The sequence below is a fragment of the Halorussus gelatinilyticus genome, from assembly GCF_023238445.1.
GTDB classification, from domain to species: Archaea; Halobacteriota; Halobacteria; order Halobacteriales; family Haladaptataceae; genus Halorussus; species Halorussus gelatinilyticus.
Genome location: NZ_CP096658.1, coordinates 190,205 through 203,660, shown reverse-complemented (window position 1 = coordinate 203,660; position 13,456 = coordinate 190,205). Strand labels below are relative to the sequence as shown.

Annotated in this window: 14 protein-coding genes and 2 pseudogenes; 5 read left to right on the top strand and 11 right to left on the bottom strand. The window is 67.4% G+C overall.

Annotated elements, in window-relative coordinates:
- Positions 1–44 precede the first annotated feature (44 nt).
- Both M0R88_RS01005 and M0R88_RS01000 read left to right on the top strand, forming a co-directional pair.
- Entirely contained in the window at positions 45–281 is a 237-nt protein-coding gene (locus M0R88_RS01005; protein WP_248655106.1) for a DUF7511 domain-containing protein, read from the top strand.
- A 228-nt stretch (positions 282–509) separates the two neighbouring features.
- A complete protein-coding gene (locus M0R88_RS01000; RefSeq protein ID WP_248655105.1) occupies positions 510–857 on the top strand; it encodes a zinc ribbon domain-containing protein in 348 nt (115 codons plus the stop codon).
- A 40-nt stretch (positions 858–897) separates the two neighbouring features.
- Here M0R88_RS01000 and hisH read toward each other — a convergent pair whose 3' ends face one another.
- Positions 898–1,548: an imidazole glycerol phosphate synthase subunit HisH gene (gene hisH / locus M0R88_RS00995; RefSeq protein ID WP_248655104.1), complete on the bottom strand. Its 651-nt coding sequence runs from the start codon at positions 1,546–1,548 to the stop codon at positions 898–900.
- A 90-nt stretch (positions 1,549–1,638) separates the two neighbouring features.
- On the opposite strand from hisH, the pseudogene M0R88_RS00990 reads away from it, so the two are divergent.
- Positions 1,639–2,214 (top strand): annotated as a pseudogene (locus M0R88_RS00990) (mechanosensitive ion channel domain-containing protein); the annotation flags it as partial.
- Between the two features lie 125 nt (positions 2,215–2,339).
- Here M0R88_RS00990 and M0R88_RS00985 read toward each other — a convergent pair.
- From M0R88_RS00985 to sucC, 3 genes and pseudogenes are all read right to left on the bottom strand, one after another.
- On the bottom strand, positions 2,340–2,582 hold the full coding sequence (locus M0R88_RS00985) for a DUF7127 family protein (protein WP_248655103.1): 243 nt from the start codon (positions 2,580–2,582) through the stop codon (positions 2,340–2,342).
- Between the two features lie 100 nt (positions 2,583–2,682).
- Positions 2,683–3,552, bottom strand: a complete 870-nt coding sequence (gene sucD, locus M0R88_RS00980; RefSeq protein WP_248655102.1) for a succinate--CoA ligase subunit alpha — start codon at positions 3,550–3,552, stop codon at positions 2,683–2,685.
- Positions 3,549–4,763, bottom strand: a pseudogene (gene sucC / locus M0R88_RS00975) (ADP-forming succinate--CoA ligase subunit beta); the annotation flags it as partial. The pseudogene sucC and the gene sucD, both read right to left, overlap by 4 nt.
- A gap of 311 nt (positions 4,764–5,074) precedes the next feature.
- Between sucC and M0R88_RS00970 the strand changes: the two are divergent.
- Positions 5,075–5,491 (top strand): hypothetical protein, encoded by a 417-nt coding sequence (locus M0R88_RS00970; protein WP_248655100.1) that lies wholly within the window; start codon positions 5,075–5,077, stop codon positions 5,489–5,491.
- 30 nt (positions 5,492–5,521) lie between these two features.
- On the opposite strand, the gene M0R88_RS00965 is transcribed toward M0R88_RS00970, so the two are convergent.
- From M0R88_RS00965 to M0R88_RS00935, 7 genes are all read right to left on the bottom strand, one after another.
- Positions 5,522–5,722 carry a hypothetical protein gene (locus M0R88_RS00965; protein ID WP_248655099.1) on the bottom strand — a complete coding sequence of 67 codons (201 nt, stop codon included), beginning with the start codon at positions 5,720–5,722 and terminating at the stop codon, positions 5,522–5,524.
- Positions 5,723–5,861: 139 nt separating this feature from the next.
- Entirely contained in the window at positions 5,862–6,056 is a 195-nt protein-coding gene (locus M0R88_RS00960; protein WP_248655098.1) for a hypothetical protein, read from the bottom strand.
- An 84-nt stretch (positions 6,057–6,140) separates the two neighbouring features.
- Positions 6,141–7,100: an NADPH:quinone reductase gene (locus M0R88_RS00955; RefSeq protein WP_248655097.1), complete on the bottom strand. Its 960-nt coding sequence runs from the start codon at positions 7,098–7,100 to the stop codon at positions 6,141–6,143.
- Between the two features lie 39 nt (positions 7,101–7,139).
- Positions 7,140–7,958: a sugar phosphate isomerase/epimerase family protein gene (locus M0R88_RS00950; RefSeq protein ID WP_248655096.1), complete on the bottom strand. Its 819-nt coding sequence runs from the start codon at positions 7,956–7,958 to the stop codon at positions 7,140–7,142.
- Positions 7,951–9,570 (bottom strand): HAD-IIA family hydrolase, encoded by a 1,620-nt coding sequence (locus M0R88_RS00945; RefSeq protein WP_248655095.1) that lies wholly within the window; start codon positions 9,568–9,570, stop codon positions 7,951–7,953. Before M0R88_RS00945 ends, M0R88_RS00950 begins: the two co-directional genes overlap by 8 nt.
- Positions 9,571–9,662: 92 nt before the next feature.
- A complete protein-coding gene (locus M0R88_RS00940; RefSeq protein WP_248655094.1) occupies positions 9,663–10,547 on the bottom strand; it encodes a glycerophosphodiester phosphodiesterase in 885 nt (294 codons plus the stop codon).
- A 134-nt stretch (positions 10,548–10,681) separates the two neighbouring features.
- Positions 10,682–12,013 carry a CDP-glycerol glycerophosphotransferase family protein gene (locus tag M0R88_RS00935; RefSeq protein WP_248655093.1) on the bottom strand — a complete coding sequence of 444 codons (1,332 nt, stop codon included), beginning with the start codon at positions 12,011–12,013 and terminating at the stop codon, positions 10,682–10,684.
- A 209-nt stretch (positions 12,014–12,222) separates the two neighbouring features.
- Between M0R88_RS00935 and M0R88_RS00930 the strand changes: the two genes are divergently transcribed.
- Positions 12,223–13,416, top strand: coding sequence for a redox-regulated ATPase YchF (locus tag M0R88_RS00930; protein ID WP_248655092.1), 1,194 nt, complete (start codon positions 12,223–12,225; stop codon positions 13,414–13,416).
- Positions 13,417–13,456: the final 40 nt, after the last annotated feature.

Below are 13,456 nucleotides of genomic sequence, written 5' to 3'. Positions count from 1 at the left end.
ACTTAACCCGGTCGGGTCGCAGTCGGAGACGCGGCCGGAGTATCATGAGCACGGACCCTGACACCCTCGACACACGGACCGACCGAGACCACCCCGCGAATTTCGAGACCGACGCCCGCGACGGCCGGCCGGACGTCGAACTGCGCTCCGTCGTCGTCGAGTACGAGGACCGACCGGACCGACGGACCGTCTATCCCGCTGGCGTCTCCGGGATGGAGCGCATGTCTTCGTGGCTCACCGCCGACGACGACGCTTTCGTAAACCTCGAATCGAACCACTGAGACCGTCCGCCGACGAACCGTTTCCCGACGACTTCTTCGGGGTGCTGACCGACCGGAACCGGCGCGCTACGTCGGCGACGCTCCGCGAACGCGAGGAGACGGAGTCGAACGCGAAGAGACGGAGTCGAACACGAGGAACGAAGCCGAACGCGACCGGAGATTCGATAGCGAGCCACAGGGCTTCAAATAACCGGCACAATTAAATAGGCTCGCTCGTGGCAGTCGAGTATGAACCTCGCCCTCCGACTACTGATGGCCTGCTTCGTGATAACCGCGCCGACGCTCCTGTTTCTGGGTCTGATGCGCGGACTGGAGAAGATGCGCGACGACGCGCTCCTGCTGGCGCTCGCCGAGCGCGACGACACGCCACAGGACGTGTCGAGCGCGGCCGCCGAGGCGCTGGACAAGGGACCGATTCGCGCCGACGGTCACGGCGGAGACCGCGGTTCGAACGGTGCGGACGCCGCCCCCGTCGCCGTGCCGACGGCCGACGAGTTCACCTGCTCGACGTGCGGCGTGTCGAACATGGCGGGCGCGAGGTACTGTCAGGGCTGTCTCGGCGAACTGAACCGGTAACTCCGCCGGTCGCGTTTTCGTTCCCTAATTTTCGTCCCCGTCAGTCCGCCGCGGTCCCGGCGGGCGGTTCCCGATACCGCTCGGCGTAGTCAACGAAGTTCTGGAGGATGCGCAGACCGGTCTCACCGCTCTTCTCGGGGTGGAACTGCGTGCCCATCACGTTGCCCGCGTCGTTGGCCGCGACCGCGGCGAAGTCGAATCCGTAGTCGCAGGCCGCGACGGTGTGGTCGTCCGCGGCCGCGCAGTACGAGTGGACGAAGTAGGCGTAATCGCCGTCTTCGATGCCCGCTGCGAGAGGGTGGTCGCGCTCGACCGAAACCTCGTTCCAGCCCATCTGGGGGACTTTGACTTCCTCGCGGGGGAGGCGCTCGACGCGGCCGGGAATCAGGTCGAGTCCCTCGACGGTTTCGCCCGCCGGCGCGCCCTCTTCGCTCTCGGTGAAGAGTAACTGGAGACCGACGCAGATGCCCATAATCGGGGTGTCTTCGGCGGCTTCGCGCAACACGTCGTGGAACGGCGCGGAGTTGCGCATACACTCCTCGAACGCGCCCACGCCGGGGAGGACGATGGCCTCGGCGTCGGCGATTACCTCGGGGTCGTCGGTCACTGCTACGTCGGCGTCGGCGCGCTCCAAGCCCCGTCTGAGGCTCCGGAGGTTGCCCACGCCGTAATCGACGATGGTGACGTTCACATGGGAACGTGGGACCGGGAGGTATTGGACCTTTCCCGTTCCGGTAGGACTGTCCGAGGCTTCTTGTCTCTGGCCCAAATGGTAAGCGGCATGAGAGTGTCCCAGACCGGTCAGTTAGCCGGGGTCGCCACCGAAACGCTCGCGGAACTCCGGGCCGGACTCGTGGACGCGATTCCGCGATTCCTGACGGCCGTCCTCTTTCTCGTGGTGGCCTACGCGGGGATTCGGGTCGCGCTGCGCGTCGTCGGGTCGGCGCTCGGGCGACTCTACTCCGAGCGACTCGTCGCGGACCTGTTCACGGCCGTCGTGGGCGTCTTCCTGTGGTTCGGGGCCGCGCTCACGCTCCTGAAGATTCTGGGGATGGGCGAAATCGCGGCGAGTCTCGGGACTGCCGCGGGGTTCGTCGCGCTGGGCGTCAGCTACGCCCTCTCGGACATGATAGCCGACACGGTTGCCGGGGTGTACCTCCTGCGCGACGCGGACTTCAATCCGGGCGACACGGTGGTCGTCGGCGACGTGACCGGCGTCGTCAGGCAGATCGACCTCCGGAAGACCCGCCTCGAAGTCGAAGGCGGCGACACGGTGGTACTCGGCAACAGTTCGGTCGAAGAGAAGTGGACGAAGAAGGCCGAATCGGCGGCGAACCCGGCCGACCGGCCGGATTCGCCGCCGGGGTCGGAGGTATCGGGTTCACCGCCGGCGTCGGAAAAGTCGGGGTCGCTCGGCGAGTCAGAGCGGTCGGATTCGACGGCGGGGTCGACCTGACGAGTCTCGCTCGACCGCGAGCGACGCTACTCTCTGATGAGGAGGAGTCCGCCGTTGGTCGTCACTTCGGTCGCTCCCGCGGGCATCTCGAACTCGAACTGACGGTTTCCGGCAACGACGATGGCCAAATCGCCGAGGAAGTCCACCGACACCTCGACGCCGGGTCCGAAATCGACGACGACGACGTTCCCGTCGTCGTACTCTCGGTGAGCGATAGTCACGTCGTCTCGCTCGTCCGCGGCCGACCGCAGGGGGTTGGGTGTCTTCACACGTTATATTGGAGCGTAGGACGGGTAAGTGCTGTGCCCCCGGCGGATTTCGGAGACTCGGGAGACGAAAAGAGACGGCTCGAACGGGAAGGAGACTGCGCTACAGGAAGTCTTCGATGTGGTCCGCGACTTCGTTCGGCGTGTCGCCAACCGGGACGCCGGCGTCGTTCAGCGCGTCGATCTTGCTCTGGGCGGTGCCGGTGCCGCTACCGGAGACGATGGCTCCGGCGTGGCCCATGCGCTTGCCCGGCGGTGCGGTCCGGCCCGCGATGAAGCCCGCGACCGGCGTGTCCATGTTCTCGGCGATGAACTGAGCGGCCTCCTCCTCGTCCTCGCCGCCGATTTCGCCGCACATGACGACCGCCTTCGTGTCGGGGTCGTTCTCGAACAGTTCGAGCGCGTCGATGAAGTCCGTGCCGATGATGGGGTCGCCGCCGATGCCGATGGCGGTGGTCTGGCCGATGCCGCGGTCGGTTAAGTTCGAGACGACCTGATAGGTGAGGGTGCCCGACCGGGAGACGAGACCGACGTCGCCCGACTCGAAGATGTTGCCCGGCAGGATACCCAGCTTCGACTCGCCGGGGGTGATGATGCCCGGACAGTTCGGACCGATGAGTCGGGTATCGACCTCGGAGAGGCGCTTGTTGACCTTCGCCATATCCTGCGTGGGGATGCCCTCCGTGATTGCGACCACGAGGTCGAGCGGCGCGTCGAGCGCCTCGAAGACGGCGTCGCCCGCGAACGCGGGCGGGACGAAGACGACCGAGGCGTCGGCGTCCTCCTCGCGGGCCGCCTCGTGGACGGTGTCGTAGACGGGCACGCCGTCGACCTCTTGGCCGCCCTTGCCCGGCACCGCGCCGGCCACGACGTTGGTGCCGTAGTCCATCATCTGCTCGGCGTGGAACTTGCCTTCCCCGCCGGTGATGCCCTGTACGACGACTCTGGTGTCGGAATCGACTAGAACGCTCATTGTGCTTCCTCCTCGGAGTATTCGACCGTGCGTTGAACCGCGTCTTCGAGGGTCTCCTCGACCGTGACGAGGTCGTCGTTCAGAATCTCGCGGCCCTCTGCGGCGTTGGTACCGGCGAGGCGGACGACCACGGGCTTGGGAATCTCGTCGAACTGTTCGAGCGCGTCGTTGATGCCCTTGGCCACCTCGTCACCGCGGGTGATGCCGCCGAAGATGTTGAAGACCACGGCATCGACGTTCTCGTCGGAGAACACCATGTCGAGGGCGTTGGCCACGCGCTCGGCCTTCGCGCCGCCCCCGATGTCGAGGAAGTTGGCGGGTTCGCCGCCGTAGTAGTCCACGAGGTCGAGCGTCGTCATCACGAGTCCGGCACCGTTGCCGATGATGCCGACGTTACCCGAGAGTCGAACGTAGTCGAAGCCGTACTCGCCGGCCTTGCGTTCGAGGTCGTCCTCGAAGGTCTCCTCTTCCATGTCGGCGAGTTCCTGCTGGCGGAACAGGGCGTCGTCGTCGATGTTCATCACGGCGTCGGCCGCGACGATTTCGTCGTCCGCCGTGACCATCAGCGGGTTGATCTCGACCTCGCTGGCGTCGCGGTCGTCCCAGAGCTGGTACATCGTCTGGAGGACGCTCGCCACGTCGTTAGCGAGTTCGCGGGGGACGCCCGCGTCGTAGACGACCTTCCGGGCCTGATAGGGGTGCATCCCGAACGCCGGGTCCACGTGTTCACGAGCGATGGCGTCGGGGTCCTCCTCGGCGACCTCCTCGATGTTGACGCCGCCCTTGGTAGAGACCATCGCCACGGGCTTGCCCTCGCCGCGGTCCATCGTCACGCCGACGTAGAGTTCGTTCACGAAGTCCACGGCCTCTTCGACCAGCACGCGCTCGACGTGGTAGCCCTTGAGGTCCATCCCGAGAATCTCGTCGGCGACCTGCTCGGCCTCCTCGCGGCTCTCGGCGAGCTTGATGCCGCCGGCCTTCCCGCGGCCCCCGACGTGTACCTGTGCCTTCACGGCGACGGGGTAGCCGATGTCCTCGGCCGCCTCGACTACCTCGTCTACCGACGACGCCAGCGTCGCGTCCGGCGTCGGAATCCCTGCGTCGGCGAAGACCCGCTTCGCCTGATACTCGTGTAATCTCATTCTGGACTCGCTCGATACTTCCCGCGTGCGAGAGTTAGTAGTATCGGAATCGGTAGGCGCAGTCGTCCGGAAATCGGGACGGAAGGCGGTTCGGCAACCGGACGACGCTACGCCTCGACTGTCTTGAACCCTATCGCCGTTCGAATCGGACAATCTGTCATTGGCCGTGAAACAACGAGCGATACCGGAAGCGGGAACCGGTCCGGCGAGAGTATCCACCCGCTAACTCGAAGAGCGGTCGTGTTCTCCACCCGAGAGTAACGACGTGGTTTCGTGACGCCGGTTCCGAGTTCGGCGTCGTATATAAGCGAAGTGCCGACTTGGACGATAGCGGGTGTTAATACTTTCGGCAGCCCTTCTCTAACGACGTGTGTTAACACATGACTAGGGATGCCGAAGACACCACGGAACGGCGAACGGTTCTCAAACGATTCGGGCAGGGGGCGCTGGCAGTTCCCCTCCTCACCGGGACGACGAGCGGGGCGACGGAGCCGGACGAGGGTCGAGGCGCGGCGGACGGCGTGAATCGAGCGGCGACCGACGGCGCGTACAACCACCGGTTTCAGGTGTGGGCAGCCGAACACATCGGTTTCGACTACCACTTCGTCGCCGACGGACCGGTCCGCGGCGTCGGGCATCCGGAGCAGTGGCGCGGCGCGGAGACGAACAACGACGTCGTCTCCGCTCTCGGTAACGGCCGATACCGCGTCGAGGGCCACACCGGGAACGGCTACGACGACACCTTCGACGTCGGGCGAGTGTACAGAATCGTCATCGACGACGCCAAAATCCTCTGAGGAGCGTCGGACGGGCGCTCCCCCGACAGTTCACTCCGCGGCGTACAGGCGCACCAGTCCGCAGTCGGGGCACCGACGCGGCGTCACGTCCAACGCCTTCGTCACGCCGACGGCGGCCAGTACGTCGTCGCTCTCGGCCTCGGTCCGGACTCGGAACTCTCCCTGTCCGGTGAAGAGGTCGGCTTCCTCCAGTGCGACGTCGCAGTCCGGACAGTGCGCGTCTACACTCATACGCGGTGGTTCACAGGGTCACACGAAAAACATGTCGGACGACGTTCAACCGAGCGACTGTCCGGCGCGGGCAAGTCAGCGCGAGATGTCGGCGCAGGAGGTCGGCACGAGATGTCGGCGCAGGCGGGCGGCGGCCCGACTACTCGGCGTAGAACCGGACCAGTCCGCACTCCGGGCAGACGTAGGCGTACGCGTAGGTGTTGCTCGTCACGCCGAGTTTGCTCAGGATACCGCCGTCGCGGTAGTTGAGCCGAATCTTGTTTCGGCCCGCGTTCGTGTCGTACTGGACTTCTTCGAGGGGGAGGTCGCAGTCGGGGCACCGTCGGGGACTCATGCCCGGCCGATTTCGGTCGTCCGACAAAAGCGTTGAGGATTCGAGTCGGGCGGACGGTTCCCCGCGAGACCGATTCTCGCGAAGTCACGGCTCTATCACTAGTTTGCCGAGGAAACTGTTGCGCAGGACCGCCTTCTGGGCGTCGGCGGCGTGGTCGAGGTCGTAGGTCTTCGAGACCCGCGGTTCGAGGTCCCCGGCTTCGAGGAGTCGCGCCAGCTTTCGCAGGACGGCGGCCATGTCGGGCGTATTGAACATGCTCATCAGACGGAGTTCCATCTCCTTGCCGCGGGCCGCCGCGACGTTCTCGAATCCGGCCGCTGGCTCCGTGTTGCCGATGCCGACGACCCGGACCCCTTGCGTGCCGACCTCGGCGTCGAAGTCGAGGTACTGGTCGAGGCGGTGGTCCAAGATTACGTCCGGGCGGCCCGCCGCCTCGACAACGACGTCGGCGAGGTCCTCGCGGTCGTACTCGACCGGGGCGTCCGCGCCCAGTTCTTCGAGTTGCGCGTGGTACTCCTCGGAGGCGGTCGTGACGACCCGTGCGCCCATCGAATCGGCGAGTTGGACCGCGACGTGGCCGACGCCGCCCGACCCGCCGTGAATCAGGCAGGTCTCGGCCGGGTCGAGTCCGGCGTGGTCCACCAGCGCGCGCCACGCGGTCACGCCGACCAGCGCGACCGCCGCGCCCGCGGCGAAGTCCGCGCCGTCGGGCAGTCGGGCCACGCGGTCGGTCGGCGCGACGGCGAACTCGGCGTAGGTCCCCTGCCGGTCGTTGCCGAGTCCGGTGCCGAACACGCGGTCGCCCTCCGCGAAGTCGGTCACCCCGTCGCCCACCGCGTCCACGACGCCCGCGAAGTCCGACCCCGGAATCATCGGGAGTTCCGGCGGGTCGTAGCTCCCCTCCCGGAAGTAGGTGTCCACCGGGTTGACGCCCGCCGCTCGGACCTCGACGCGAACCTCGCCATCGCCGGGGTCGGGTCGCTCGACGTCTTCGACCGTCAGTACGTCCGGGCCGCCCTGCTCGTGGTAGCGAACTGCTCGCATGGAAGCGGCTACGCGACCGGCGGGGATAAAACCGGAGACTCAGAGGAACTCGTCCAACTTCTCGGCGCTGAGTTCCAGATAGTCGAAGTCGAAGGTGTAGACCTCGACCGAGACCGTGCCCGTCCAGCCCTCGCGCAGGGGTGCCAGCGCGGTCTCGAAGTCGGTGGTCCCCGACCCCGTGGGGACGTGTTCGTCGGCGTCCTCGCGGGCGTCGTTGACGTGAACGTGCGAGACTCGGTCGCCGTGAGCGTCCAGAAAGTCGGCCATCTCCTCGGCGTCCAGTCCGTCAACGCGGGCGTGGCCCGTGTCGAAGGTCGCGCTGGCCTCGGTCTCGGCGAACACGCGGTCGAGGTGGTGGACCGTGAACGGGACGCCCGGCAGGTTCTCGACGCAGATTTCCACGTCGCGGTCGGCCGCGAACCGGTCCAGAACTCGGACGGAGTCCAGCAGGTGGGGCGCGATTTCGTCCAGTTCCCACTCGGGCGGCCGGGCGCTGGTTCCGGCGTGGAGGACCGCCTTCTCGGCACCCATCTCGCTGGCAACTTCGATGCAGGCGCGCTGTTCGGAGAGCGACCCCTCGCGAACGGGGTCGCGGGGCGACCCGATTTCGAGGTCTACGAACGGGAGGTGGACCAGCAGGTCGAGGTCCGCCTCGGCCGCCAGCGACCCGACCGCGTTCGGGTCGATTCGGGTGCGCTCGGTCGCGCCGTCGAGGTACAGTTCCGCGAAGTCGAACCCGATTCGTGACGCCGCGCGGAGCGCGTCGTCCCACGGCACTGCGCCGGTGTGGGTCTGGGTGACGTACCCGCGGCGGACGGTGCGCGGGTCGGCGTCGTCGCGCCGCTCGCCCTCACTCACCGGTCGGTTCCTCCCCGCCGTCCGGCGACGCGACCGGTTCGTCTCCGGAGGAAACGCGCTCGCCGGACTCGCGTTCCGGGGTCGGCGCGACGAACTCGCGGAGCGCGGCGACCGAGGGCGCGACCATCGTCGGCGACCGGTCGCTCGCCTCGACCTCCTCGCGGGTCGCGTCGCCCGACAGCACGCAGACCGACTCGCAGCCGACGTTCTCGGCGAGTCGCACGTCGGTCTCCAGTCGGTCGCCGACCACGGCGACCGCCTCGGGCGCGTACCCTTCGGCGTCGAGAATGGGCGCGACCATCTCGGCGTTGGGCTTGCCGAAGACGCGGGCCGGGGACCGGTCGGTCGCGGTCTCTATCATCGCGCCGATGGCACCGCAGTCCGGCACGAATCCCTCCGCGGTCGGGCAGACCGTGTCGGGGTGGGCCAGCAGGAACGTCGCGCCGTCCCGGATTGCGAGGGTCGCCTTCCGGGCCTTCTCGTAGGTGAGTTCGGTGTCGAAGCCGACGACGACGGTGTCGGGCGCGTCCTCGCCCGGTTCGGGGTCGGTCACGACATCGACGCCGTGGTCGGCCAGCGCGTCGGCCATCGTCTCGGTGCCGAGGACGAACACCCCGTCCGGGTCGGTGCGCCGGAGGTGCTGGAGAACCCCGTCCGTCGAGAGGAGCACGTCCTCGGGAACGGCCGGAATCCCGAGGTTCGAGAGGCGGTCGGCGTAGTCGTCCTTCCACTTCGAGGAGTTGTTCGTCAGGAAGTAGACGTCCACGCCCGCCTCGCGGAGCGACGCGACGAGTTCGTCGGCCCCCTCCACGAGGTCGTCGTCCAGATAGACGGTCCCGTCCAGGTCGAAGAAAATCGCCTCCTTCTCGCCGAGGGACGACAGCGAGGCGAACCGCCGGTCGGCGGTCCGGAGGTCCTCGAAGTCGTCGATTTCGACCCAGCGACGCCCGGACACGTCCGCGACGCCGACGTCGTGGTCGCGGTCACCGACGAGGCGGTCGATGGCGGCCTCGGTCCAGTCGCCGTAGTCGCCCTCGCGCTCGATGGTCCGGGTCAGTTCCTCGAACAGCATCTCGGAGAAGTCCGCCGAGAAGCGATACGCGTCGGTCGAGACGCCGTAGGCGACGTCCTCGGCTACGTCCTTGGCGATGTGGGTCACGCGGTCGTCGCCGACCGTCACCTTCATCGCCTCCTCGGAGAAGGTCTCGGCGTCGGTGGCGACGGCGCTCCCGGCCGGCGCGTCCAGCAGGTCTTCGAGCAGTTCCGGTTCGAACACCACGTCGCCGTTGGTCAGGACGAACGGCTCGCCCGCGACGTCCTCGCGGGTCAGATACAGCGAATACATGTTGTCGGTGTTGGCGAACACCTCGCTCTCGCGGACGGTCACGTCGAGTTCCGGCCGGGCCTCGCCGACCGCCTCGCAGAGCGCCCGCACGTCGTCGGCCAGATAGCCCGCGACGACGGTCACGTCTGTCACGCCGGCGTCGGCGTAGGCCCGGAGTTGGTGCGCGAGAATCGGCGTCCCGTCCACTTCGATGCAAGACTTCGGCTTCTGAAGCGTGAGCGGTCGGAGTCGAGACCCGATACCGGCCGCTAAGATTACCCCCTTCACAGATAATTCACCGGACCAGTAGCCAACGCAGACGTTCTTAACCTTGCCGGCCGCGTCTCGGTGCGGTGTCAGGTAGTTCGGCGCGGGCGGCGTCAGTCGGCCGCGCCGCCGAACTGGAGGACGCCGGGGTAGTCGGCGATGACGCCGTCCACGCCCGCCCGTCGGAGTCGGTCGGCCTCGTACCAGCGTTCGACGGTCCACGCGTTGACCTCGCGGCCCTCCTCGTGGGCGAGTTCCACGACGTCGATGTCCTCGAACGGTCCGAGCGTCCCGTACTCGGCGTTGAACAGCGTGGTGTCGGCGATGGCGTTCCACGGCGGATGGACCGCCTCGCAGTCGTACCGGCGGGCGATCTCCATCCCGTCGGCGATGGAGTCGGCGAACACCGCCGCGACGGGGACCGACGGGTCGGCCTCGCGGACCGCCGCGAGCGCGCCCTCCGCGAACGACGAGACCAGCACCTCGTGGTCGGTCGCCGAGAGCGCGTCGAGAACGTCCTCGGCGAACTCCTGCCAGAGTTCGCGCTGTTCGTCGCGGGCCTCCGGCGGGAGGTTCTCGCGGGGGCGCACGTCGGCCGACCCCGGATTCTTGAACTCGACGTTGACGCCCACGTCGGCGGGGAGGGCGTCGAGAATCTCCTCGAGCGTGGGGACCCGCTCGCCGGTCCCGAGGACGTCTAACTCGGCGAGCGTCTCGTACGGCGTCTCCCAGACTTTCCGGTCGGCGAGGTCGGCCGGTGCGTCCGTCACCCGGCCGAGGTCCGAGTCGTGGAACGTGACGATTTCGCCGTCCGCGGTCGGCATCACGTCGATTTCGACCATCTCCGGACTCGCGCCCACGGCGACGCCCGACGCCGCCTGTTCGACCGCGGCGACCGTGTTCTCGGGGTAGACCCCCGCGAACCCGCGGTGGGCGATGAGCGATACGTCGGCCCGATTCGGCGCGTCCTGCCCTGTCGTTCCGCTCGTTTGTACCATATTGAGTTCGAGCGCCTCGTTGTCCGCGGAGGCGTTACTGCCACCCTTAGCCGGGGGTTTCGCCGAGGCGAACTTGAAGCTTTCTCATCGGGTATAAATATTGCTGGCGACCGCAACCGAATCGATAGAGTCCGCTATAGATTACGTATCCGGGCGCTCTCCCGCGGTTTTTCTTCGTCCGTCGCTGACGCGGCGAGTCGCCGACGGACGGCGGAGACGACCGCGGCCGAGCGCGGAGCGGCGGGCGCGCAGTCGGCGACGACCCGCGACTCGCCGACCCCGCTCGCGTCCGTCGATTCCGGAACGGCCGGGTCGCCCCCGAGGAGTTGCGCGCGGACCGCCGCGCGAGCGTTCGCGTACGAGTCCGCGGTCGGGTCGAGCGCACCGTCGAGACCCGCGAGCAAGTCCTCGAACGAGTCGGCGACCGGGCCGGGCGCGACCGACTCGTAGTCGAAGTAGAACCCCCGGCGGGCGCGGTACTCGTCGCGGTCGTAGGCGTAGAAGACCACCGGCCGGTCGAGCAGGAGGTAGTCGAAGTAGACCGACGAGTAGTCGGTGACGAGCGCGTCGGCGTACCGGAGGAAGGGGTAGACGTCGGTCGCTTCCGGGAGGGCGACGACGTGCGAGAGACCGTCGGGCAGGTCGAGGCTGTCGCGCGGGTGGGTCTTCGCGACGAGCGTCGCGTCGCGCTCGGCGAGAAACGAATCGAGCGCCGGGAGGTCGAGGCGGTCGGCGACCGACTCGTCGGTCCACTCCCGGAACGTCGGCAGATAGAAGACCAGCTTTTGCCCGTCGGCGAGGTCCCGTATTCGGTCGAGCGCCGCGCCGTCCATCCCGACCGTCTCGCCGGGAATCGCGCCGAAGAGCGCGTCGTTTCGGGGGTAGCCCGTCAGCGCCATTCGCTCGCGGTCGATGCGGAGGCCAGAGGCGAACTGGTCGGCGACGCCCTCGCCGGGCACCGTCAGCAGGTCGAACTCGTCGGCCATGTCGGCGTGGGCGCGCCGGAGCGGTTTCGGTAACTCGCGGAACCCGGCGTCCCACGAGATGCGCTTGAGCGGCACCCCGTGCCAGAGCAGGACGGCGAACGCGCCCGCCGTCGCTGGCATGGCGAGGTCTCGGTGGCCCTGCGTCAGGAAGACGACGCCCGCCCGGAGCGTCAGCAGGAGCCCCCGCGGCGAGTAACAGCGGTACGCCTCGAAGCCCGCTCGCTGGAGTTCGCGGACGACTTCGGGGTCCTTCGAGAGCCAGACCGGTCGAATATCGGGGCGTTCGGCCGCGACGTGGAGGAAGAGGTACTTGGCGTTGTCCGCGAACGCCGCGCCGCCCTGCGCGCCGAAGACCCAGAGCGTCTCGTCGCGCGGCGGGTCCAAATCCTCGATTGCGCGGTAGAGCGCCCACTGACCGAGAAACGAGGCGTGTCCCGCTGACGACTCGACGGTTTCGGCGACGCGACCGCTCAGGTCCATCGACTCCGCTCCGGCGTCGGTGGCGGTTGCAGAATCATCGCACAGCGATACGACGCCCGCCGACAAAAAACCGGTCGGACGTGAGAACCGGATTCGAACCGAGACGGACGGGGCCGGACGTGCGCGTGCCACGGGGTACCGTGAGAATCCGTAGCGGTCGATACCGCCATTAGCAGGCCTTATATCCGCAGAACCGCCACACCGACTCAATGAGTTACAAAATCGGTCTCGTGGGCAAGCCCTCGGTCGGCAAGTCCACGTTCTTCAACGCCGCGACGATGAACGACGTGCCGGAAGGGGCCTACCCCTTCACGACCATCGACCCCGCGGTGGGCGAGGCGTACGTCCGCGTCGAGTGCGCCGCGCCGGAGTTCGACGAGGAGTGTACGCCGAACGTCGGCTACTGCGACGACGGGACCCGGTTCGTCCCGACGAAACTAGTGGACGTCGCGGGCCTGATTCCCGGTGCCCACGAGGGTGCGGGACTGGGTAACCAGTTCCTGACCGACCTGAACGAGGCCGACGTGCTGGTCCACGTCGTGGACTTCTCCGGGAAGACGGACATCGAGGGCGAACCGACGGAGGGCCACGACCCCCGCGAGGACATCGACTTCCTCGAAAACGAACTCGACATGTGGTACCTCGAAGTGCTGGAGAAGGGCATCGACCGCTACGAGAGCGGCTACGACGGTAACGAGGACGACATCGAGGTCGAGTTGGCCGAGCAGATGAGCGCGTTCCGGACGAACAAAGACGAGATAAAGCGGGAAATCCTCTCGCTCGGCCTGTCGCTGGACCCCGCCGAGTGGGACGAGACCGACCGCGAGGAACTGGCCCGCGAGATTCGCAAGACGACCAAGCCGATGGTCGTCGCCGCGAACAAGATGGACACGCCCGAGGCCCGAGCGAACTTCGAGGAGATTACCAGCGACCCCGCCTACGAGCATCTGACGGTCGTGCCGGTCTCCGCGCACGCCGAGAAAGCCCTGAAGCAGGCCGACGAACAGGGCGCGGTCGAGTACCGCCCCGGCGACGGCGACTTCGAAATCGTCGGCGACGTGTCGGGCGACCAGCGCGAAGGGCTGGAAGCCATCGAGGAGTTCGTCACGGAGTTCGACGGCACCGGCGTCCAGCGCGCGCTCGAAGGGGCGCTGTTCGACGAACTGGGCCTCGTGCCGGTCTTCCCCGGCGGCGCGAACGGACTGGGCAACGAGAACGGGGAGGTCCTACCCGACTGCTTCCTCCTGCCGGAGGGCGCGACCGCCGAGGACTTCGCCCACCACATCCACTCGGACCTCGGCGAGGGATTCCTCCACGGCATCGACTGCCGGAGCAACCGGCAGGTCGGCGCGAATACGCAACTCGACAGTCGGGACGTCATCGACATCGTATCCACGAACTGAGCGCGCGCCGGCGAGACATCTCTATCTGTTTCTAAGGCAG

Excerpts from the sequence above, each read along its gene's own strand:
- M0R88_RS00935 (WP_248655093.1), bottom strand. The coding sequence starts at position 12,013 with ATGGACCTGAGCGGTCGCGTCGCCGAAACCGTCGAGTCGTCAGCGGGA.
- M0R88_RS00960 (WP_248655098.1), bottom strand. The coding sequence starts at position 6,056 with ATGAGTCCCCGACGGTGCCCCGACTGCGACCTCCCCCTCGAAGAAGTC.
- M0R88_RS00930 (WP_248655092.1), top strand. The coding sequence starts at position 12,223 with ATGAGTTACAAAATCGGTCTCGTGGGCAAGCCCTCGGTCGGCAAGTCC.
- M0R88_RS00940 (WP_248655094.1), bottom strand. The coding sequence starts at position 10,547 with ATGGTACAAACGAGCGGAACGACAGGGCAGGACGCGCCGAATCGGGCC.
- M0R88_RS00955 (WP_248655097.1), bottom strand. The coding sequence starts at position 7,100 with ATGCGAGCAGTTCGCTACCACGAGCAGGGCGGCCCGGACGTACTGACG.
- sucD (WP_248655102.1), bottom strand. The coding sequence starts at position 3,552 with ATGAGCGTTCTAGTCGATTCCGACACCAGAGTCGTCGTACAGGGCATC.
- M0R88_RS01000 (WP_248655105.1), top strand. The coding sequence starts at position 510 with ATGAACCTCGCCCTCCGACTACTGATGGCCTGCTTCGTGATAACCGCG.
- M0R88_RS00965 (WP_248655099.1), bottom strand. The coding sequence starts at position 5,722 with ATGAGTGTAGACGCGCACTGTCCGGACTGCGACGTCGCACTGGAGGAA.
- M0R88_RS00970 (WP_248655100.1), top strand. The coding sequence starts at position 5,075 with ATGACTAGGGATGCCGAAGACACCACGGAACGGCGAACGGTTCTCAAA.
- M0R88_RS01005 (WP_248655106.1), top strand. The coding sequence starts at position 45 with ATGAGCACGGACCCTGACACCCTCGACACACGGACCGACCGAGACCAC.